The 20,919-nt window shown below is 59.7% G+C and carries 19 protein-coding genes and 1 pseudogene; 13 read left to right on the top strand and 7 right to left on the bottom strand.

Annotated features, from left to right (window positions below):
- Window positions 1-136: 136 nt before the first annotated feature.
- From fusA to ACTHN9_RS13250, 4 genes are all read right to left on the bottom strand, one after another.
- Complete coding sequence (gene fusA, locus ACTHN9_RS13265; protein WP_440537222.1) at window positions 137-2,245, bottom strand: elongation factor G; 2,109 nt, start codon at window positions 2,243-2,245, stop codon at window positions 137-139.
- A gap of 131 nt (window positions 2,246-2,376) precedes the next feature.
- Window positions 2,377-2,880, bottom strand: coding sequence for a DUF192 domain-containing protein (locus ACTHN9_RS13260; protein WP_440537221.1), 504 nt, complete (start codon window positions 2,878-2,880; stop codon window positions 2,377-2,379).
- A 178-nt stretch (window positions 2,881-3,058) separates the two neighbouring features.
- Window positions 3,059-3,253: a hypothetical protein gene (locus ACTHN9_RS13255; protein ID WP_440537220.1), complete on the bottom strand. Its 195-nt coding sequence runs from the start codon at window positions 3,251-3,253 to the stop codon at window positions 3,059-3,061.
- Window positions 3,254-3,603: 350 nt separating this feature from the next.
- The gene (locus tag ACTHN9_RS13250) at window positions 3,604-4,221 is read right to left on the bottom strand and encodes a pseudouridine synthase (RefSeq protein WP_440537219.1); all 618 of its coding nucleotides are present in this window, start codon (window positions 4,219-4,221) and stop codon (window positions 3,604-3,606) included.
- A gap of 450 nt (window positions 4,222-4,671) precedes the next feature.
- Between ACTHN9_RS13250 and icd the strand changes: the two genes are divergently transcribed.
- The 11 genes and pseudogenes from icd to ACTHN9_RS13195 all read left to right on the top strand — a co-directional run bounded on the left by icd (window position 4,672) and on the right by ACTHN9_RS13195 (window position 15,457).
- Window positions 4,672-5,928 (top strand): NADP-dependent isocitrate dehydrogenase, encoded by a 1,257-nt coding sequence (icd, locus tag ACTHN9_RS13245; protein ID WP_440537218.1) that lies wholly within the window; start codon window positions 4,672-4,674, stop codon window positions 5,926-5,928.
- Between the two features lie 597 nt (window positions 5,929-6,525).
- Entirely contained in the window at window positions 6,526-6,732 is a 207-nt protein-coding gene (locus tag ACTHN9_RS13240) for a hypothetical protein (protein ID WP_440537217.1), read from the top strand.
- A 358-nt stretch (window positions 6,733-7,090) separates the two neighbouring features.
- Complete coding sequence (locus tag ACTHN9_RS13235) at window positions 7,091-9,145, top strand: ATP-dependent nuclease (RefSeq protein ID WP_440537216.1); 2,055 nt, start codon at window positions 7,091-7,093, stop codon at window positions 9,143-9,145.
- A gap of 206 nt (window positions 9,146-9,351) precedes the next feature.
- Window positions 9,352-9,769, top strand: a pseudogene (locus ACTHN9_RS13230) (PAAR domain-containing protein).
- A gap of 3 nt (window positions 9,770-9,772) precedes the next feature.
- The gene (locus ACTHN9_RS13225; RefSeq protein ID WP_440537215.1) at window positions 9,773-10,267 is read left to right on the top strand and encodes a DUF4123 domain-containing protein; all 495 of its coding nucleotides are present in this window, start codon (window positions 9,773-9,775) and stop codon (window positions 10,265-10,267) included.
- Window positions 10,260-10,727, top strand: a complete 468-nt coding sequence (locus tag ACTHN9_RS13220) for a hypothetical protein (RefSeq protein WP_440537214.1) — start codon at window positions 10,260-10,262, stop codon at window positions 10,725-10,727. The genes ACTHN9_RS13225 and ACTHN9_RS13220 overlap by 8 nt, the downstream gene beginning before the upstream one ends.
- Window positions 10,615-11,217, top strand: coding sequence for a restriction endonuclease fold toxin 5 domain-containing protein (locus tag ACTHN9_RS13215; protein WP_440537213.1), 603 nt, complete (start codon window positions 10,615-10,617; stop codon window positions 11,215-11,217). The genes ACTHN9_RS13220 and ACTHN9_RS13215 overlap by 113 nt, the downstream gene beginning before the upstream one ends.
- A gap of 7 nt (window positions 11,218-11,224) precedes the next feature.
- Window positions 11,225-11,947, top strand: coding sequence for an immunity 52 family protein (locus ACTHN9_RS13210; protein WP_440537212.1), 723 nt, complete (start codon window positions 11,225-11,227; stop codon window positions 11,945-11,947).
- 320 nt (window positions 11,948-12,267) lie between these two features.
- On the top strand, window positions 12,268-12,717 hold the full coding sequence (locus tag ACTHN9_RS13205; protein ID WP_440537223.1) for a helix-turn-helix domain-containing protein: 450 nt from the start codon (window positions 12,268-12,270) through the stop codon (window positions 12,715-12,717).
- Window positions 12,718-12,830: 113 nt separating this feature from the next.
- The gene (locus ACTHN9_RS13200) at window positions 12,831-13,148 is read left to right on the top strand and encodes a hypothetical protein (RefSeq protein WP_440537211.1); all 318 of its coding nucleotides are present in this window, start codon (window positions 12,831-12,833) and stop codon (window positions 13,146-13,148) included.
- A 332-nt stretch (window positions 13,149-13,480) separates the two neighbouring features.
- A complete protein-coding gene (locus tag ACTHN9_RS13195) occupies window positions 13,481-15,457 on the top strand; it encodes a cell wall anchor protein (RefSeq protein WP_440537210.1) in 1,977 nt (658 codons plus the stop codon).
- A gap of 155 nt (window positions 15,458-15,612) precedes the next feature.
- On the opposite strand, the gene cspD is transcribed toward ACTHN9_RS13195, so the two are convergent.
- Entirely contained in the window at window positions 15,613-15,819 is a 207-nt protein-coding gene (gene cspD, locus ACTHN9_RS13190; protein WP_007586257.1) for a cold shock domain-containing protein CspD, read from the bottom strand.
- Between the two features lie 551 nt (window positions 15,820-16,370).
- Here cspD and clpS point away from each other — a divergent pair.
- Window positions 16,371-16,685, top strand: a complete 315-nt coding sequence (clpS, locus tag ACTHN9_RS13185) for an ATP-dependent Clp protease adapter ClpS (protein WP_102612772.1) — start codon at window positions 16,371-16,373, stop codon at window positions 16,683-16,685.
- On the top strand, window positions 16,682-18,979 hold the full coding sequence (gene clpA / locus ACTHN9_RS13180) for an ATP-dependent Clp protease ATP-binding subunit ClpA (RefSeq protein ID WP_440537209.1): 2,298 nt from the start codon (window positions 16,682-16,684) through the stop codon (window positions 18,977-18,979). The genes clpS and clpA overlap by 4 nt, the downstream gene beginning before the upstream one ends.
- A 166-nt stretch (window positions 18,980-19,145) precedes the next feature.
- On the opposite strand, the gene dut is transcribed toward clpA, so the two are convergent.
- Both dut and coaBC read right to left on the bottom strand, forming a co-directional pair.
- The gene (dut, locus tag ACTHN9_RS13175; RefSeq protein ID WP_440537208.1) at window positions 19,146-19,592 is read right to left on the bottom strand and encodes a dUTP diphosphatase; all 447 of its coding nucleotides are present in this window, start codon (window positions 19,590-19,592) and stop codon (window positions 19,146-19,148) included.
- Between the two features lie 38 nt (window positions 19,593-19,630).
- Window positions 19,631-20,845: a bifunctional phosphopantothenoylcysteine decarboxylase/phosphopantothenate--cysteine ligase CoaBC gene (gene coaBC, locus ACTHN9_RS13170; protein WP_440537207.1), complete on the bottom strand. Its 1,215-nt coding sequence runs from the start codon at window positions 20,843-20,845 to the stop codon at window positions 19,631-19,633.
- Window positions 20,846-20,919: the final 74 nt, after the last annotated feature.

Here is a 20,919-nt window from a genome sequence, read left to right as displayed (position 1 = left end):
CGCTGGATAAAAATGCATGGGGGGTGTGGGGCACCCGGACAGGCTCGGCACTTGGTTTTTATATACGGCCTGCCGACGCTCAGCGACAATCCCACCGGCACGCCGGGGCATGCCCCGATTGCCGGCCAGCCGCGCGTCACTTACCCTTCGCGTTGACGATGCCTTCCGAGACGTTCGCCGGCGTTTCGGCGTAGTGCTTGAACTCCATCGTGTACGTGGCGCGCCCTTGCGTCAGCGAGCGCAGCGAGGTGGAGTATCCGAACATTTCGGCCAGCGGCACTTCGGCGCGAATCACCTTGCCGCCGCCGCCCGCGATGTCCTCCATCCCTTGCACGATGCCGCGCCGGCCCGACAGGTCGCCCATGACGTTGCCCATGAAATCCTCGGGCGTTTCGACTTCGACGGCCATCATCGGCTCGAGCAGCACGGGTTTCGCCCGCCGCATCCCTTCCTTGAACGCCATCGAGCCGGCCATGCGGAACGCGTTTTCGTTCGAATCGACGTCGTGGTACGAACCGAAGGTGAGCGTGACCTTGATGTCGACCACGGGGTAGCCGGCCAGCACGCCAGCCTTGAGCGTGTCCTGAATGCCCTTGTCCACCGCCGGAATGTACTCGCGCGGCACGACGCCGCCTTTGATCGCGTCGACGAACTCGTAGCCCTTGCCCGGCGGCTGCGGCTCCATCTTGATGACGACGTGACCGTATTGGCCGCGTCCGCCCGATTGCTTGACGAACTTGCCTTCGACATCCTCGGCGCTCGTGCGAATCGTTTCGCGGTAGGCCACCTGCGGCTTGCCGACCGTCGCTTCGACGTTGAACTCGCGCTTCATCCGGTCGACGAGAATTTCGAGGTGTAGCTCGCCCATCCCGGAGATGATCGTTTGCCCCGATTCTTCGTCCGTTTGAACGCGGAACGACGGATCTTCCTGCGCCAGGCGATTGAGCGCGATCCCCATCTTTTCCTGATCGGCTTTCGTCTTCGGCTCGACGGCCTGCGAGATCACCGGCTCGGGGAAGACCATCTTTTCGAGGATGATCGGGCTGGCCGGATCGCACAGCGTATCGCCCGTCGTCGCTTCCTTCAGACCGACGGCCGCGGCGATGTCGCCCGCATACACTTCCTTGATTTCCTTGCGGTCGTTCGCGTGCATCTGCAAGATGCGCCCCACGCGTTCCTTTTTGTCCTTCGTCGAGTTCAGGACGGTATCGCCCGAGTTGACGATGCCCGAATAGACGCGGAAGAAGATCAACTGACCGACGAACGGATCGGTCATGATCTTGAACGCGAGCGCCGAGAACGGCTCTTCGTCGCTCGGGTGGCGCTCGGCTTCCTTGTCGTCCTCGTCGTGGCCCAAGATGGCCGGCACGTCCACGGGCGAGGGCAGGTAATCGATCACCGCATCGAGCATGGCCTGCACGCCCTTGTTCTTGAACGCGCTGCCGCACAGCATCGGCACGATTTCGTTGGCAATGGTGCGCTTGCGCAAGGCGCCCTTGATTTCCGCTTCGGTCAGCGACGTGTGATCGTGCAGGTACTTTTCGAGCAGCTCCTCGCTCGCCTCGGCCGCTGCCTCGACCATCTTTTCGCGCCACTCCTCGGCGGTCGCACGCAAGTTCTCGGGGATGTCCCGGTACTCGAACTTCACGCCCTGGCTTTCCTCGTCCCAGATGATCGCTTTCATCTTGACGAGGTCGATCACGCCTTGGAAATGCTCTTCGGCGCCGACGGGAATTTGGATCGGCACGGCCACGCCTTTCAGCCGCTCGCCGATCTGGCGCTGGACGCGAAAAAAGTCGGCACCGACGCGGTCCATCTTATTGACGAACGCGATACGCGGCACCTTGTATTTGTTGGCTTGCCGCCAAACCGTTTCCGATTGCGGCTGGACGCCGCCCACCGAATCGTAGACCATGCAGGCGCCGTCGAGCACGCGCATCGAGCGCTCCACCTCGATCGTAAAGTCGACGTGCCCCGGCGTATCGATGATGTTGATCCGGTGTTCGGGGTAGTTGCCGGCCATGCCCTTCCAGAACGCCGTCGTGGCGGCGGAAGTGATCGTGATGCCGCGCTCCTGCTCCTGCTCCATCCAGTCCATGACGGCCGCGCCCTCGTGAACCTCGCCGATCTTGTGGCTCACGCCCGTGTAGAACAGGATGCGTTCGGTTGTCGTGGTTTTGCCTGCGTCGATATGAGCGCTGATGCCGATGTTCCGATAGCGCTCGATGGGAGTCTTGCGGGGCACGTCGATCTCCTTGGAATGTTGGCGCCGCGAATCGGGTGGGCGAGGCCGGGACCGGCTCGCGGCACGTGCGGTGATGCAGACTTAGAAGCATAGCGCCTGCACGGCGCTTTTGCAGGAGACGTGCCCGGCGGCTATTGCGGCTGCGGAAGGCCCACGATCTTCATGCCGGGCTTGATGCCCTTCGACGCGAACCAGCCTTTGCTCATTTCCAGTGCATACACGCCGTTGTTGCGCGGGCAATGATTGTTGGTGGTTTCGGCCTGCATCTCGTCGATATCGGTGATCGTGCCGTCGGCGCGCATGAAGGCGATCGACAGGGGGATCAGCGTGTTCTTCATCCAAAAGCAATGGACGGCATTTTCACCGAAGACGAACAGCATCCCCTCGTTCGGCGCGAGTTGCGTCCGATACATGAGGCCTTGTTCGCGGTCCGTGTCGTTGGCGGCCACCGCCGCATCGATCACGAACATCCCGGCTGTCAGCTTGACGTGCGGGAAAGCCTCGGGCGGCTTGGCGCCGGCAGGCATTGCTTGCGCGTGGGCGGCGACTGGCACGAACTGTGCGGCGAGCGCGCAAACAGGCAAAGCGACGGCGAGCGCCAGGCGCGCCATCCACGAGCGAAACGAAAATCGCACGACACACTCCTTTTCGACGACGGGGACCCGCGCATGTTACGCGAGCGGGCACGGCCAATGCAAAGACCGGCGCGTGAAACAAGAAAATAAAAAAGGCAGGTGCCTTGCGGTCACCTGCCTTCCAACGCCGTAAAGAACGGCAGTACTGCTAATTCTTGACTGCGTTGTTACAACAAACTTACTCCGAAGCGGCCGAAGCGGCTTCAGCCTTAGCAGCCTTCGCCTTCTTAGCGTGCTTCTTGGCGTGGTGCTTAGCAGCCTTCTTTTCCATCTTTTGAGCGGGAGCGGCCGAAGCAGCTTCCGGTGCCGAAGCTTGTGCGAAAGCAGCCGTTGCGAACAGGCCAGCGACCAGAGCGGCGATCAGTTTGTTCATTTGTAAATCCTCAGCTTTAGTTAATTAACCAAATGACCCGGTCAATGAGTCAACTCGGTAAACGCGCCATCCACCTTTCGGTTGACAGCCGCATCGAACAATTTTGACGACGCGTCTGCGAGCGCTCGGGTCGACGTCCCGTACTGCGAAAAACAATACGGCCGACGGTGCCGAAGGCGAATGCCGGATAGCTTTTGGCGGCATCTGCGTTCCATAACGCGCGACGCGCACGGGCGGTTGACGCGATTTTTCGAGAATGATCGATCGCGGCGGCGGGCGATCGCCCGCCACGCGTCGAGATCGATGTCGGCTAGCCGAGCATTCTGAAAAAACCTAGACGGAACAACAGGTTAGTTCGAGCCGGCTCGATTCGAGCGCGGCTTGTCGCCCCGGCCGGCTTGCGGCAACCCGTCCCAAGGTGCGCGCGGCGGCAACTCGCACCACTGGCCCGGGGCGAGCTGAAGTGCCGCGAGATCGAGCTTGCCGATGGCGACGCGCACGAGCCGCAGCGTCGGAAAGCCGACGGCGGCCGTCATTCGGCGCACTTGGCGGTTCTTGCCCTCGGCGATCGCCAGCTCGATCCAGGTCGTGGGGATCGCGGCACGAAAGCGGATCGGCGGCACCCGCGGCCACAAATCGGCGGGCGCGTCGATGATGCGGGCCTGACACGGGCGTGTCACATAGTCGCCGAGGTCCACGCCGGCCGAGAGCTTGGCCAGCGCCGCGGCGTCCGGCGCGCCTTCCACTTGCGCCCAGTAACGCTTGACGAGCTTGTGACGCGGCTCGGCAATGCGCGCCTGCAAGGTGCCGTCGTCGGTCAGCAACAGCAAGCCTTCGCTGTCCGCGTCGAGCCGGCCCGCGGGATACACGCCCGGCACGGCCACCCAGTCGCCGAGCGAGGGACGCGTCTCGTGCGCGGAGAACTGGCAGATCGTGCCGAAGGGTTTGTTTAGAGCGATGAGGCGCATATCGATAGCAGCGAAGCGAAGGCGGTGCCCGGGAACGACCGGGCACGAAAAAACCAGCGAGGCCGGCGAGCGTGCCGTCGCGCGCGGCCGTTGTCCGGCCGCTTCTATGGCAAATGGCGGAATCTTAATGCATAATACGGAACGCCCAAGTCTTTTGTCTTATATAAGACCCAAGACTGACTGCCTCGCTACCGGATATATATCGGCGCTGGGCCGCAAGGGCGGTGCGTTCCGTCGAGCCCATCGACATATCGTCCGTGCGTCACAGCCGCCGCCGATCCGACGTGGGCTAGAATAGCCATCCAGCCGCGTTCGCTTAGAAGGCGGATGAGCGCGCCGAACCGAACATTGGGCACGTGTCGCGCGTCGGCGCCCGGGAAGAGCAGCGCCCGGTTGCGCCCTATCGCACATCACTGCTATTCACCCGCACAGCCAACACTGGAGTCGATCATGCCGTATCAGCACATCAAGGTTCCGACGGGCGGTGACAAGATCACCGTCAACGCGGACTTCTCGCTCAACGTTTCCGACCAGCCCATCATTCCGTACATCGAAGGCGACGGCACCGGCTTCGATATCACGCCGGTGATGATCAAGGTGGTCGACGCGGCGGTCGAGAAGGCATACGGCGGCAAGCGCAAGATTCATTGGATGGAAATCTACGCGGGCGAGAAGGCGACGAAGGTCTACGGTCCCGACGTGTGGCTGCCGGAAGAATCGCTACAAGTCCTGAAGGAATACGTCGTTTCGATCAAGGGTCCGCTCACGACGCCGGTCGGCGGCGGCATCCGTTCGCTGAACGTCGCGCTGCGTCAAGAGCTGGACCTGTACGTCTGCTTGCGCCCGGTGCAGTACTTCAAGGGCGTGCCTTCGCCGGTGCGCGAGCCGGAAAAGACGAACATGGTGATCTTCCGCGAGAACTCGGAAGACATCTACGCCGGGATCGAATGGGCGGCCGAATCGGAGCAGGCCAAGAAGGTCATCAAGTTCCTGCGCGAAGAAATGGGCGTCAAGAAGATCCGCTTCCCGGAAACCTCGGGTATCGGCGTGAAGCCCGTGTCGCGCGAAGGCACGGAGCGTCTCGTGCGCAAGGCGATCCAATACGCGATCGACAATGACCGCCGTTCGGTCACGCTCGTGCACAAGGGCAACATCATGAAGTTCACCGAAGGCGCGTTCCGCGACGCCGGCTACGCGCTGGCGCAGAAGGAATTCGGTGCGGAGCTGATCGACGGCGGTCCGTGGATGAAGTTCAAGAACCCGAAGACGGGTAACGACATCGTCGTGAAGGACGTGATTGCGGATGCGTTCTTGCAGCAAATTCTGCTGCGTCCGGCCGAATACGATGTGATCGCCACGCTGAACCTGAACGGCGACTACATTTCGGACGCGCTGGCGGCGCAAGTCGGCGGTATCGGCATCGCCCCGGGTGCGAACTTGTCGGATTCCGTGGCGATGTTCGAAGCCACGCACGGTACGGCGCCGAAGTACGCCGGAAAGGACTACGTGAATCCGGGTTCGGAAATTCTGTCGGCCGAGATGATGCTGCGTCACATCGGTTGGACGGAAGCGGCCGACACGATCATCGCGTCGATGGAAAAGTCGATCCTGCAAAAGCGCGTCACGTACGACTTCGCACGCTTGATGGAAGGCGCGACGCAAGTGTCGTGTTCGGGCTTCGGCCAAGTGTTGATCGAGAATATGTAAGCGTTGGTTTGGGGGCGTTCTGTAACGTCCCATGTGGTACCGAAAACCCAGCTAAATCAATCGATTGGCTGGGTTTTTTGTTGCCTGGAAAGTGCCGCGACGTCCGGGGAGGTTGCGGGGAATTCGGAAAAATCTGTGAGGAAATTCGCCTGGTAGTATGAATTTCCCCGTAATTTTTGAAAGCCAAGTTAATTCGTCATCTCGTGGTGCCGCCGCCTGCCAAGTCGTCGATGCGTCGTGCTGACGCGATGCCGAGGCATCGGAAGTTAAACGGCTGCGGACGAACAGATTTTCGGGAACGCGAGAGCAACAACTTTTTTCTCGCCAAAGCGCTCGCGCTCGCCTACGATTCGGACACTTGCAGGGGACGCCTATGGGCACATATCGAGAACTTCAATTGCTTGTGAAGCGCACGCACGAACGCGTGATGCAGACGTGTTGGATAGCTGACGTGAAGCAAAGAAACGGACTGCCTGTTCGCTCGCGCTCTACCGGTCCGCGGGTCAAGCCGTGTCCCGACCGGTACCGCGCGGTCATCGAAGACGCGATGCGAACACTCGGATGGCTGAGACAGGTTTGATGGTTATAGGAGGTCGTATGAGCGACCCAAACATTGAAAGGCCGACCTATGAACCGGTACAGCTAAAAGACGGTTCTGGGTATTTCGTCCGTATCACGTGGTCGGACGGCTTTGAGAACGAGATCGATGGCTTCGCGGACGAAGGCGAAGCGCGCGACTGGATCAACAAGAACAGCGCGCATTGGCACGAGTGGGCATCGCACCGCGTGCCGCCGAAACGCTGACACGCTGCAAGAAAGATTGTCGGGGACCGCGTGCGCTTTGAACTGGGCACGGCCAAGAAATGGAGGAATTTCCGCTTGCGCGCGGCTCTGTCGCCGCCTGCCGATCGGGGCATATTCGCTTGTTCGCAATTTCGCGGAAAAAGACACGCACGAAGCGAATATGACCGTCAGGGTGAACACTAGGACTATGCCGATGACGTAATTTTCTGCAACGTTTGTTTTCTCATGATGGTCCGAGTTGCCCTTCACGAAGCTGTAACCTGCTGGCCCCCTTGGAGCTGACCACCGTTTTGCAATCTGTTGCTCAGTATTACGGTGCAGGAAGTTAAAATTATTAACCTTATGGAATTATTGAAAAATGAAGCTGCGCAGAGTCATAATTAAGAATTTCAGGAAACTCGCGGACATCGATCTTAACCTCTCGCAGAACCTTTCCGTGATTGTTGGGCCTAATGCCGTCGGTAAAAGTACTATTTTCGAAGCCATTCGTCTCGCGAAAGCTGTGCTGTTTCCTCGGACGCATGACGAGCTGAGATTTGTCTTGGTTAGCCTCGGCGCAACGAGCGCGCACTTTATGCAAGGGCAATTCCAATATGACGTTTCCGCGTTGGCCGGGGATGCAGAAAAGCCAGTCACAGTTGGACTTACCATTGAATTCTCGAGTGATGAGATCGAGTCGATTCGTCAAGCAGCACCTCAAATAACGAGAAATCTCATTGCAACTCAATTGGGGCGTCAGCCGAATGATCCGACGTTGGATTTGACCGCTTATCTTGCTACACCAATTGGGCAAAAAGCACAGGCCGAGGCTTCAAAAACGATTGACGAGGCTATAGCAACTATAGGTAGTTCGAGTAGGATCGAGACTAGGATAGATATCACCGCATTTCAAATTCAAGGGTCCCCCACCTTAAATAATCTGTTTATTGCGCATCTCGAACAACGGTTGATGCCGGAGAAAACAATTTTTAGCTACTTTCCTGCGGATCGGTCGATGCCTGCCGGGGAGGTGGCGATCCAGATAGGACCTCAAGATTTTAAGGCGCAATTGGATAGTCACTTTTCTCAGGCGATATCAAAATACGGAAGATTGAAGCAAACTGTAGTTAATAGGGCCGTTTTGGCAAGGGTGAACGATACCGATCTTCAACCGGAATTCGACTCGATCTTTGAGACGTTTTTGCCCGGAAAGAAATTTGTTGGGCTGAGTCAAAAGCCAACTGGACTCGTATCTGTTCTCGTTAGAGATAACATCTCACAAAAAACATTTGATATAGATAGTCTCAGTAGCGGGGAGAAGGGGCTTGTTTTGAGTTTTTTGCTATTCAAAACAGCCCTGGTTTCTGGTTCGATTATAATGGTGGATGAGCTTGAGTTGCACTTGAATCCTGCCATCTGTCGAAAAATTATCCCCTATCTTGCCGAACACGTAGTCAAAAATTCCGATTGCCAATTTATAATTTCGACGCACAGCGCTGAAATTACACGGGACGCGTACGAGCGCGACGACACCGAGTTGTTTCACTTGCGTAGCGGAACCGATATCTCTCCGGTTTTGAAGCAGGACGTTCACGAGATCGTCGAGGCGATTCGCCGTCTCGGTGTCAGTGCAGAGCAGGCGCTAACCTCAAGAGCGACGGTGTTTGTTGAGGGTGATACTGATATTGCCATTCTAGAAGCTGCATTCCCTGAACTCCTTTCGGGGGTGCAACTTCGCCCACTCCACGGGCGGACCGAAGTGGAAAAATCGATTAAAGCTCTTCAAGCAGCAGAAGCGAAGGGAACTTTGAAGGAGCGTCAAGGATTTTTGTTTGACAATGATCGTAAGGCGACGAATTTTTCGAGCAGTGATCTTGTTAAGGTTGAGCAACTTGAACGCTATTGCCTTGAGAATTATCTAATCGATGAGACATTATTGTTTGATCTTGTAAGAATTCACGCGACAAATCCTCCCGAATCTCGTGGAAAATTTTCGACCGAATTAAAAGAGCTTGCAATAAATCAGCTTGACTTGGTGATTTTGAATGAAATGCTGTCGGAGTTTCGGGAGATTAGGAATGGGCTTCGGGGTGATGAGATCAAGGGGAAAAGTGTTGTTGAAATTGCAAATCTTCAGTTTGGAAAACTCACTGAAAATCAAGAGCTTATAAGGGTGAAGCTCGGCAATGGCGATTGGGCTAAAGAATTCGAGGCTTCGCATGCTTCGAGGCGTGCGGAGCGGGAACCGCTGTGGCAAAACGACTGGAAGACGCTGTGCAGCGGCAAAATTCTTTTGGAAGGAATGCAGCGTTCGTATCAAATCAATATGGATTTAACAAAATTCAAATGTTTGCTGGCAGCGGAGTTGGCGCGCAAAAATAAAGACGATATCACGGTGCTGAAAGGTATCGTGGGGAGGTTATTACCTTCGTAATTTGGTCTCGTCGAACGATTATTGCCCCCTTCAAGCCTAGAATGTCGAAGTGTGGTGGGGCGCGGGTGTTGCTGAGGACCGGATGCAACGGCTCGACGCCCCGGATGGCTGCCTCGTGATCCGCAGGGGCGCCGTCACCGCCATCCATTGGCTGATACATCGCTCATGGCAAAGTTCAGACAAAACAAAACCTGAGAGAGGGCCACTTGGCAACACGCAGCATTATTTGCGTCGGGGACACCACGTCCCACGGCGGACGCGTCCTGGAAGGCAATTCGACAGCAACGCTGGACGGCAAGCCTATTTCGGGCGTCGGGCACCTGGTGTCGTGCCCGCAATGCAGGCACATTCCCGATTCTGCCTGATCTGTTGCCGCGTCGTTATCCACACATCATTGACAAGCGCGATACGGCTGGCGAGGGTACGCGGACAGCGTGCGGCGCAACGCTGATTGCCTCGCAATCGAATTCCACGATCAGCGACGACGGCGAGGGCCACGCAAGTACCGGCGCAGCCGTCGCGGCGGCGGTAAGCGCATTGCCACTGTCGCCCACTCCGACGCTTTGTCTTGAATGCATGATCGCGGCAGCAAAAATCGGCGCAACGATGGTCATGCGGGGGTAAGGCGTGCAGCCCGCAAAGATCGAAGTTTATTTCGCGCAGCGCCAAGCGCAGGCGTCGCTTCCTGTGCGGCTGTACGCGCTTGTTGACGCGCTGCTGTACGGACGCGGCGAAACAGTTGAACGGCCGGCAGCCACTATCGGATTATTCGACGGAACGCCCGACGCGTCGTTGGCAGACGCGGGGCCGTGGCTGATCGATTTCGCGGAAGCGCCGGGGAGTGTGCGACAGTCTCTTTTTACGATGGGCGCGGGCTCTGACGGCGTTTCATGGCTTATCAGCGCTTACCCGTTCCCGGCGCTTGTCGAAGAGCTTGCAGAGCGTTTAAACGCCCGTATGCCAGACGGCCGCACGGCGCTGCTGCGCTTTTACGATGCGCGCCTGATGGGCGAAATTGCGAGCTTGTTTTCATTTACACAACGGATCGAATTTTTCGTGCCGACGTTCGATTGGCTCACGCAAATTAACGGCGAACTGGTGAGGGTCCATCCGCATGCTTGAACTGACGACAGAGCAGGTTGCGGCGCTCGCGGAAATCGACGCCAAGCGATTTGTCGAGGGCGTACGTGCTGATTTGTGTAAAGACGATCCGAAGCTAGTCGACGACACGACGTTTTCATCACGGCTGTGGCGCGCGTTCAAGGCGGCGCGCGAAGTCGGAATCGAGCGCGATGAAAATCTGGTTGCCTTTCTTCGTGTCGAGGCCTACGCGCCCAGCTTTTACGAGCAGCCCGCGATACGCGCATGGCTGACGCGTCCAGGCCGCTCAGCAGACCAACGATTTCACGACTACTTGCGCGTGGTGCGCTGGCATATCGAACATCCTAAGTTTCAGGGAGGATTGAATAATGGCGGGTCTGGCAGTGCCGGTAATAGAGGGGGCAGCGCGAGCACTTGGTCCGGTCTTGGCGCGCGCTGGCGCGGCTTTATTGGGCGGGGCAGCGGTGGGGGCAGTGGGTAGCCTGTCCGGCGACACGAAGAAAGAGAACAGCAAGACAGCGCCTGCTACTCGGACGCTGCCACGCACTGACGAGAAGTGCAAGAAATGCCCGCCCGAGAGCGGTGCGCAATTTCGTCGCAAGCACGGCGCGAACTGGAATGCGTACCGGTATCAAGCACGCATCACCGGATTTCCGTTCGATACGGAAGAGTGCCTTTGGTCGGAAGAGTGGCAATGGCAGGGCACCGATTTCGACGGCTTCCAGCCCGGTGCGTGCCTGCTGCAAGAAGCAAAGGGCAACTACGATCAATTTCTCGATGGATCGATCCCGAAGGCCGACAAATGGTTCGAAGGTTTCAGATCGATGGAAGACCAAATCGTTGAGCAGGGTACGACCGTGCGCATGAATCCGCCGACCCGCTTGACATGGTACTTTCAAACGCCGCTCACCTACAAAAAGATGGCCCCGTTGCTCACGCGCATGGGCGTTCTGGCTCTCTATCAACCGTGACCCGAACATGGAAATAAACGCGATGTTCCGAGACGCTTCGTTGGCGTCCGATGATTTCCGCGAAATGCTGGCCCGCGAATCGCGCCTTGTGGCTGCTCTGTCCGCGAAACAGCCGTTGATGGCGCATGCGAACTGGCGGCTCACAGCCGAGACGTTGGAAGAAGCAAGCCTTTATCCCGCTTTCGACGAAAACGGAGAACCGTCCGTACCCGCACTCGCTGTGCTCACGACTCGGGCGGGCGGCAAAAAGCGGGGTGTCTCCCATGCTGCAATCTGGAATGCCGCAGGCGTCAAAGACAGTGCTGTGATTTCCTGCCTCGTCTCGGATGCGAAGGTTCTGCCCGATCGCGTGACCCTTGATATCGATGCGCCGCTTTGCCCGCAGTTCGCCGATGACACGGCGAGCATTGTTCGGGCGATCGTCACTACGTTCCGGCCGCTCTTGGTGGAAGTCGCGCCGCGAGCGTATTTCGAAAAGCGCGTGTTCGATGACAAGCCTGGCGTCGGCTGGATGATTTACCTGCCGAAGAAAATTTCCGTCCAGCAGGTGCCGGAAGCACGGGCGCTGATTCCCGTGAAGGCGCACGACGGAGAGCAAATCGGCACGATCATCGTTAGCGTAACGGATGCGGTGTTCTCAGTGGACAATTCCGAACACGTCGAGGCTGCGAACCGCATCGAAATTCGTCTGGTCGATCAAGACTTGCTACCGGCCTACGCGGACATCTAAGAACGGCAATAGGGGATGACAGGTGCAGTTCGCCATCGTTGAAGACGAGCGCTGCGAGCCAGTTCCGGGTGATCATGGCTTTTGCCCAATGTGCGGCGCGGCGACCACTGCGAAATGTGGTCCGCGCGTAATGCACCATTGGGCGCACGCGAGCCGCCGCGACGGCGATCCGTGGCGAGAATTCACGAACCGGCCTTCACGGGGCGGTTCGTTGGAGCTGGGTCTTTCGATCCTTGCTCGCGTGCGCGTGCCATCTGTCGATCGTCTGGATTGACTCTCAAAGGCTCACCCCGTAAAAATTATGGGATCGCAACTTGACTATGCCCGATGAGGTTATTGTGTACCACTACACGGAAAGCGGGCTCGATAACATCTGGCTCGAGAACGGATACACCAAGCGCCGCACTCCATACGGGGTAGCGACAGCAGTGCAGGATGTCGATGGGCTCTTTAAGGCAATCGGTCGAACGCTCGCGCTAAAAGGGCATCTGACCGGCGCAGAGTTCCGCTTTCTTAGAAAGCGGCTTGGTCTGTCGCAGGCGCGTTTTGCCGCGCTGATGGGCAAGACCGAACAAGCCGTTGCTCTATGGGAGCGCAAGGGCACTGTGCCAGAGACCGATGGCCGTCTGCTGTGCGCGATCTATCTCGAAGCGGAAGAAGGGAATTTGGGCCTGAAGCAATATCTCGAACGCATCGCGGAACTCGACAGAAAGGACAAGGAAAAGCTGATATTTCACGACACCGACAAGGGTTGGCTCGTCGCCGCGTGAACGATCGATAGAGAGCGGCAATTGCCTTGGCCGATGGTGAGGGTGGAAAAATCGATCCTTCCGCGCACGGGACACCCAGCGAGCCGATCGAGCGGCGGCGCACGACACTTATAATGACGCCAGGCTTCGAACATGCCCATGAGCGCGCGCTTCGCAGTGCCGATGGCGCGCCCGACTGGCCGCATGCGCCATCAGAGCACCTGACCTATTGGACGCAAAACGCCTTCCAACGCTTGTTCGAGCAATGCGGCCTGCGCGCCGTTCACAGCCAGCCATACACCATGGTTCAGGCTAGCGATGTCTATTTGGATCGACTGCTCAGCCGTACCCCCGAGCCGTATCGCCCTTGCTTCGCCGGCACCCTCGATTCGTTGCCGGATCTGGTGGAAGTGCCGACTAACGAGATTCTTGTCATCGCGGAAAAGGCATGACGATTTTAGCCGCCTCGGCGTAGCGGGAACATCGAAGCGCTCTCGCGGGCGCAGGTCGACCTATTCCGCCGAAGTCGGCGAACCCCGGTAGGCCATTGATCTCGCTCACGACCCGCGGCGATCCGGCGAGTACAACGAAAACGTCCAGCGGTGCCTGGCCCACATCACCCAAGTGTTGACGCAGTCGGGAATCCCCGTTTCGCCGTAAGGCATCTTCAGATCGCCCCCAACTCGCCCTCAAGTCGTCGCCGATATCGCCGTTATTTATCGGCGTCGGCGCAGATTGCGCCGACGTTTGCGTCTTGAAACAACAAAACGATAAAGGGCAAAAATTGAAAACGATTTCCAAGTTCGGGGGCGCGCGGTTAGCGCTATCGGTATCGCTGCTCGGCGCATTGGCCGCATGCGGCGGTGGCGGGGGTAGCGGTTCATCGTCGAGTGCGAGCAGTCCATCTGCGAACGCGCAGACGCTAAGCGGTACGGTCGCCGTGGGCGACGCCCTGGTGGGTGCCTCCGTCACGGTGCTCGATTCGGCCGGCCATACTGCGACAGCGACAAGCGGGGCCAATGGCGCTTATTCGGTATCGCTCGCCAATTTGACCCCTCCGCTGTTGATTACCGCCGCCGATTCCAGCGGCGCCCATTCCACGCTTTACTCGATCGTCGCGGGCACCAGCGGCAATACGGCAGGCACGACGGCAAACGTCACGACATTGACAACAGCCGTGACGGCGGCGCTGACGGCGGACGGTAATCCGGCCGATTTCGCCTCCACCGTCGCGCTGGCCGCCGTCACACCCGCACAGGTGAGCACCGCGGTATCGCAGATCAACACCGCGCTCGCACCGATTCTTGCGCAAAACGGGCTCACGGCCGCCTCCTTCGATCCGATCGGCGGTGCCTTCACGCCTAACCAGACCGGCGCGGACGCCGTGATCGATGCCGTTCAAGTGACGCCGTCCTCGAGCGGCCCGGGGCTGCAGTTATCGAGTCTCGCCGATCCGAACACGGCGATTGCGTTGAACCGCGCTTCGCGCAACACGACCAAGTTGCAACCGCCGGCGCAACTCGCGAACTATCTGGCATCGCTTCTGACCTCGTTGCGCCAGTGCATGGCCGGCACGAGTGCCGGTTGCACCACCGCGATCGATGCCCACTACCTCAACAACGGCTCGGCCACGATGCAGGCCCGCCATCCGGGGCTGTTCGGGCAGGGCAATACGTTGATCGGCGCCCGTACGATCGCCTTTTTGCCGGCCGGCACGTTCTCGGCCATCGGTAATCCCGGCGCACTTGTGTACTTCCTGTATCTGACGCCCGCCGGCACGATGAATTTCGCTAGCGAGTTCGTGCAGCAGTTGCCCAATAAGACCTGGGACATCATCGGCAATCAGGAGCAATACCCGCTGTATATCGCGTCGTTCGTCGACAGGAAGCAGTTCACGGATGCTGCCGATGCCGCCAACGCGCGCTACGACTCGGGCATCACGATCCAGATTCCGCAGGCGGTCACGGTGAGCGGGACGACGTTGACCCCCGTGGGGTCGGCGCTCGTCCAAGGGCCGGGCATCAACGGCGGTAGCCTTTATTTGCTCAACACGGCATCCGGCTTCGGCAAACCCGGCTTCGACCTGACGATTCCGACGCCGGCACTGACGGCCCCGTGGACGGGCTGCGGAACGTGCGCTCAGTCGAACAGCACGTCTGCGACGTACAAGTGGGACTGGGTATCGCTTCAGGGCGGCACGAGCGGTTTCACGCCGAACGGCGCGGGCGACTACACGCCTGCCCCGATCGATGTCGGGGCCTTGCCGCAGCACCCGGTGTACACGATCACGTTGTTCGACGCGACCGGCACGCAGATCGGTCAGCCGCAGCAGGTGATGAATATCGCGGCAAACGTGCGTGCGACGGCCGGGCTGACCATGCCCTGGCAGACGTTGGGAAGCGATGTCGTCAGCAACTTCCTGACGCCGGGCGGTTCGCAAACGACGGGAGCGCAAGCGTCCGTGAATCTCGACTGGAGCGCGCCGACGTTCCTCGGCATGGCAGTACCGGTACCAAACTTCGCAGTAGGCATCGGGGCAGTGACGCTCCCCTCGGCGGTTTCAGTCTCGCAAGCGTACTCGCACGGTCTCAGCATCGCGCCGACCGCCACCTCGTCGTCCACTTTTGCCGAAACGTTCTCGGTGCTCGGCGGTTTGACGACAACGGAGGGGCTTAACGCCGAAGCGCTGCGCTATGTGAAGCTGGGCTGGCAAAACGGGGATGGCATCTACGTGAACAACGAGTGGGTGTACAAGCAGTAACCGTCGTTCCGGGCTGAGCTCGCCGCACGACTGGACGCATCGTTCCAGGTCGTGCGGCGGCTAGGCCTCGCCGGCCTGCTTTGCAAAGCCGTGCGCCCAGAAGAAAAAAACCCGGCCGGAGCCGGGTTTTAGTAGGCGCTGCAGTCGAATCAGTCTTACGCTGCCGACTGAATGTTCGATGCCTGCTTGCCCTTCGGTCCTTGCACGACCTCGAAGCTCACCTTCTGACCTTCCTTGAGCGTTTTGAAACCGTTCATCTGGATGGCCGAGAAGTGGGCAAACAGATCCTCACCGCCTTCATCCGGCGTGATGAACCCGAAGCCTTTCGCGTCGTTGAACCATTTGACCGTACCAGTTGCCATACCTACTTCCCCTGTAACTCATGTCCTACCACGAGCGCGCTCGAAAAGCTCGACAGCCGCGTCATGCAGTATGCAGCCGCCCCCTCCGCACTAGCTCACCTCGGCATTTTTTTTTCGTGTCCCACTTCTTGCTGCTAGCTGAAAAAAAGTGCCAGCTTGATTGTTGGATCTCTTTAAGCAAGTGTCAAGTGAATTTTGAGATGTTTTCTCGAGCGTTGCGTCGAGCCCGCCGATTCAGGGTTTCTCCCGCTTTCCTTTTGTGCGCTGGCGCAAGCGGTGGCCCTTGAAAAGTCGCATAATCGACTCAGATAGGACCGGCGCGGCCCGCGGGCCGTGGCCTTGCCGCCCGCCGGCGCGGTGTCGGCAAACTCGGCACGCTCTGTGCGATACTCGAATCGGTCGCCGTGTCCGGCTGTGCGGGAAGTTGCACAAGCAGGGCATGACGAGGGCGCGAGGCGCGCGGGTCGCCATTTTCGGCGGCCTGGTCCACCAACTGGTCGGTCGGGTTTTTGCGCGATTGCGGGCCCGGCCGAGTTGTTTAGAATGGGTGTATGGCGATTATCCCGGACAAGCAGGATGGCACCGTACTGGAGCGGCAGGAAAAAGCGCTGAAACCGCCGTCCATGTATAAGGTTGTCCTGCTCAATGACGATTTCACGCCAATGGAATTTGTCGTGATGATCGTGCAGGAATATTTCAATAAAGATAGAGAGACCGCAACGCAGATCATGCTGAAGGTGCATCGCGAAGGGCGGGGGGTATGTGGGGTCTATACGCGGGATATCGCGTCGACCAAGGTCGAGCAAGTAGTTACGCACGCAAGGCAAGCGGGCCACCCGCTGCAGTGCGTGATGGAGGAAGCATGATTGCCCAGGAACTGGAAGTCAGCTTGCATATGGCGTTCATGGAAGCACGCCAGGCACGGCATGAGTTCATCACGGTCGAACATCTCTTGTTGGCGTTGCTGGACAATCCGACAGCGGCCGAGGTGCTCCGAGCCTGCGCGGCCAACATCGAGGATTTGCGCCAGAATCTGCGCAACTTCATCCACGACAATACGCCGACGGTGCCCGGCACCGACGACGTCGACACGCAGCCGACACTCGGCTTTCAGCGTGTCATCCAACGCGCGATCATGCACGTGCAGTCCACGTCGAACGGCAAGAAGGAAGTCACGGGCGCGAACGTGCTCGTGGCGATCTTCGGCGAAAAGGATTCGCACGCCGTCTACTACCTGCAGCAGCAGGGCGTGACGCGGCTCGATGTCGTGAACTTCATCTCGCACGGCATCGCCAAGACGAGCGGGAGCGATGCGGCGAAGGCGGGCGATGCGAACGCGGAATCGGAAGATGCCGCCTCGCAAAAGGAAACCCCGCTTGCGCAGTTCACGCAGAACCTCAATCAGATGGCCAAGGACGGCCGCATCGATCCGCTCATCGGACGCGAGGCGGAAGTCGAGCGCGTCGTGCAGGTTTTGTGCCGTCGGCGCAAGAACAATCCGTTGCTCGTCGGCGAAGCCGGCGTCGGCAAGACGGCGATCGCCGAGGGGCTCGCCTGGCGCATCACGCGCGGCGAAGTGCCCGATATCCTCGCCGATGCGCAGGTCTACTCCCTCGACATGGGTGCGCTGCTGGCCGGCACGAAGTATCGCGGCGATTTCGAGCAGCGCCTGAAGACCGTGCTCAAGGAACTCAAGGAGCGTCCGCACGCCATTCTGTTCATCGACGAAATCCATACGCTGATCGGCGCGGGCGCCGCGTCGGGCGGCACGCTCGATGCATCGAATCTGCTCAAGCCGGCGCTCTCGTCGGGCACGCTCAAGTGCATCGGCGCAACGACGTTCACCGAATATCGCGGCATCTTCGAAAAGGACGCGGCGCTGTCGCGGCGCTTCCAGAAGATCGACGTGACGGAGCCGACCGTCGAGCAAACCGTCGCGATCCTGCGCGGGCTGAAGTCGCGCTTCGAAGAGCACCACGGCGTCAAATATTCGTCCGGCGCGCTCTCGGCGGCGGCGGAACTCTCGGCGCGCTTCATCACCGACCGTCATCTGCCCGACAAGGCGATCGACGTGATCGACGAAGCCGGTGCGGCTCAGCGGATTTTGCCGAAGTCGAAGCAAAAGAAGACGATCGGCAAGGGCGAGATCGAGGAAATCATCTCGAAGATCGCTCGCGTGCCGGCGCAAAGCGTGTCGCAGGACGATCGCAGCAAGCTGCAAACGCTCGACCGCGATTTGAAGGCCGTCGTGTTCGGGCAGGACCCGGCTATCGATGCGCTCGCGGCTGCGATCAAGATGGCGCGTGCCGGTCTCGGCAAGACGGACAAGCCGATCGGCGCGTTCCTCTTCTCGGGCCCGACCGGCGTCGGCAAGACCGAGGTCGCGCGTCAGCTCGCCTTTACGCTCGGCATCGAACTGATTCGCTTCGATATGTCGGAGTATATGGAGCGGCATGCCGTCAGTCGCTTGATCGGCGCGCCGCCGGGCTATGTCGGCTTCGACCAGGGCGGTCTGCTGACGGAAGCTGTCACGAAGAAGCCGCATTGCGTGTTACTGCTCGACGAAATCGAGAAAGCGCATCCGGACATCTTCAACGTGCTGCTGCAAGTCATGGATCATGGCACGCTGACCGATAACAACGGACGTAAGGCCGATTTCCGCAACGTCATCATCATCATGACGACGAATGCGGGGGCGGAATCGATGCAAAAGGGCACGATCGGCTTCACCTCGCGCCGCGAAACCGGCGACGAAATGGCCGATATCAAGCGGTTGTTCACGCCTGAGTTCCGTAACCGGCTCGACTCGGTCATCAGCTTCCGCTCGCTCGATGAGGAAATCATCATGCGTGTGGTCGACAAGTTCCTCATGCAGCTCGAAGATCAACTGCACGAGAAGAAGGTCGATGCGCTGTTCACCGATGCGCTGCGCAAGCATCTGGCCAAGCACGGCTTCGATCCGTTGATGGGTGCGCGTCCGATGCAGCGGCTGATTCAAGACACGATCCGGCGCGCATTGGCCGACGAACTCCTGTTCGGCAAGCTGATGAATGGCGGTCGCGTCTCGGTCGATGTCGACGAAAGCGACAAGGTTCAGCTGACGTTCGACGAGAACGCCGCGCCGCGCAATCCGAATCCGGAGACGGTGGAAATCGAGTAAGGCTCGGGACAAGCGTAAGACAGGCGAATCGGGGTTCGCCAAGCAAAAACGGCGCTTCGCGGTTGGAAGCGCCGTTTTTCTTGTGGGGCTGGAGCCGTTGGCAGCCGGTTGTCGCGCGAGTCGAAGCGGCGAGCGCAGCGCGGCCCGTCGCGTCGGCCCGGTTCGATCAGTGCTTGCCCGTGCTGCCGAAACCGCCGGTGCCGCGCTCGCTCGTGACGAATTCGTCGACGACGTTGAACTGCGCTTGCACAACCGGCACGATGACGAGCTGCGCCAGACGTTCCATCGGATTGAGCGTGAACGTCGTATGGCCGCGGTTCCACGTCGAAATCATCAGCTCGCCTTGATAGTCGGAATCGATCAGGCCGACCAAGTTGCCCAGCACGATGCCGTGCTTATGGCCAAGGCCCGAGCGCGGCAAGATCAAGGCCGCGTAACCTGCATCGCCGACGTGGATCGCCAAACCCGTGGGGACGAGCGCCGTTTGGCCCGGCTCCAGCATCAAAGGCTGCTCCAGACAAGCCCGCAGATCGAGGCCTGCACTGCCTGGCGTGGCATACGCGGGAAGGTGCTCGCGCATGCGCGCATCGAGAACTTTTAAGTCGAGTTTCATGGCGTTCCAGTAGGCGGCGGCCAGTGCGGCCGCCTCGATCAGGAGATGAGGCTTGCGTCGGGCAAGCGTCGCGCGATTTCCGCGATCAGCTCGCTTGCCAGGGCGTCTTTGTTTGCGCGCGGCAGCCGCGTGGCCCCGGACGCATCGAACAAGATCACTTCGTTGTCGTCGCGCCCGAACGTGGCCGGACCGAGATTGCCGATCAGCAGCGGAACGTTCTTCTTGATCCGCTTTTGTTCGCCGTTCGTTTCCAAATCGCCGCTCTCCGCGGCGAAGCCGACGCAGTAAGGCGCATTGGGCAATCGTGCCACGGTGGCCAAAATGTCCGGATTTTCCACAAACGATAGCGAGGGCACCGCGGCCGCCGCCGTCTTTTTGATCTTGTGTTCGCTGGTGTGGGCGACGCGCCAGTCGGCCACCGCCGCAACCGAGACGAACACGTCGTAATCGTTCACGGACTGCATGACGGCGTCGTGCATCTGCTGGGCCGTTTCGACGTCTTCGCGCTCGACGCCCCACGGCGTATCGCGCGCGACGGGGCCCGCGATCAAGCGCACCTCGGCGCCGGCCTGCGCGGCGGCCCGCGCGAGCGCGAAGCCCATCTTGCCGCTCGAGCGATTCGTGAGGCCGCGAACGGGATCGATCGGCTCGAACGTGGGCCCGGCCGTGATCAATACACGCCGTCCGGCGAGCAGCTTGGGACGGAAGAACGAAACAATCGCTTCGAAGGCCGCCTCAGGCTCGATCATCCTGCCTTCGCCCACTTCGCCGCAGGCTTGCGAGCCCGCATCGGGGCCCAGGATGATCACACCGTCGGCGCGCAACTGAGCGACGTTGCGTTGCGTAGCCGGGTTCGCCCACATCTGCCGATTCATCGCGGGCACGACGAGCAGCGGGCACTCGCGCGCAAGACACAGGATGGAGAGCAAATCGTCCGCGCGGCCGTGTGCGAGCTTCGCCAGGAAGTCGGCGGAAGCGGGGGCCACGACGATCGCCTGCGCCGCACGCGAGAGATCGATATGCGGCATGTTGTTGTCGATGCGTGCGTCCCACTGGCTTGTGTAGACGGGGTGCCCCGACAGCGCTTGCATGGTCACGGGCGTGATGAACTGTGTCGCGGCCTCGGTCATGGCGACCTGCACGGTCGCGCCGGCCTTGGTCATCAAACGCGTGAGTTCGGCGATCTTGTAGCAGGCAATACCGCCCGTCATGCCGAGCAGCAGATGCTTGCCTTCGAGTTCTGCGTTTGCCAAGCTTGCCTCCGATTGCACTGGTGCGCCGATTGCCGCGGGTGCGCGCTCACGCGCGCGACTGACCCGCGAGCGGC

The sequence above is a fragment of the Trinickia sp. genome (genome assembly GCF_051953405.1).
GTDB lineage: Bacteria > Pseudomonadota > Gammaproteobacteria > Burkholderiales > Burkholderiaceae > Trinickia.
Note: the sequence above shows the minus strand (reverse complement) of the source record. Positions and strands in the feature narration are given on the sequence as shown.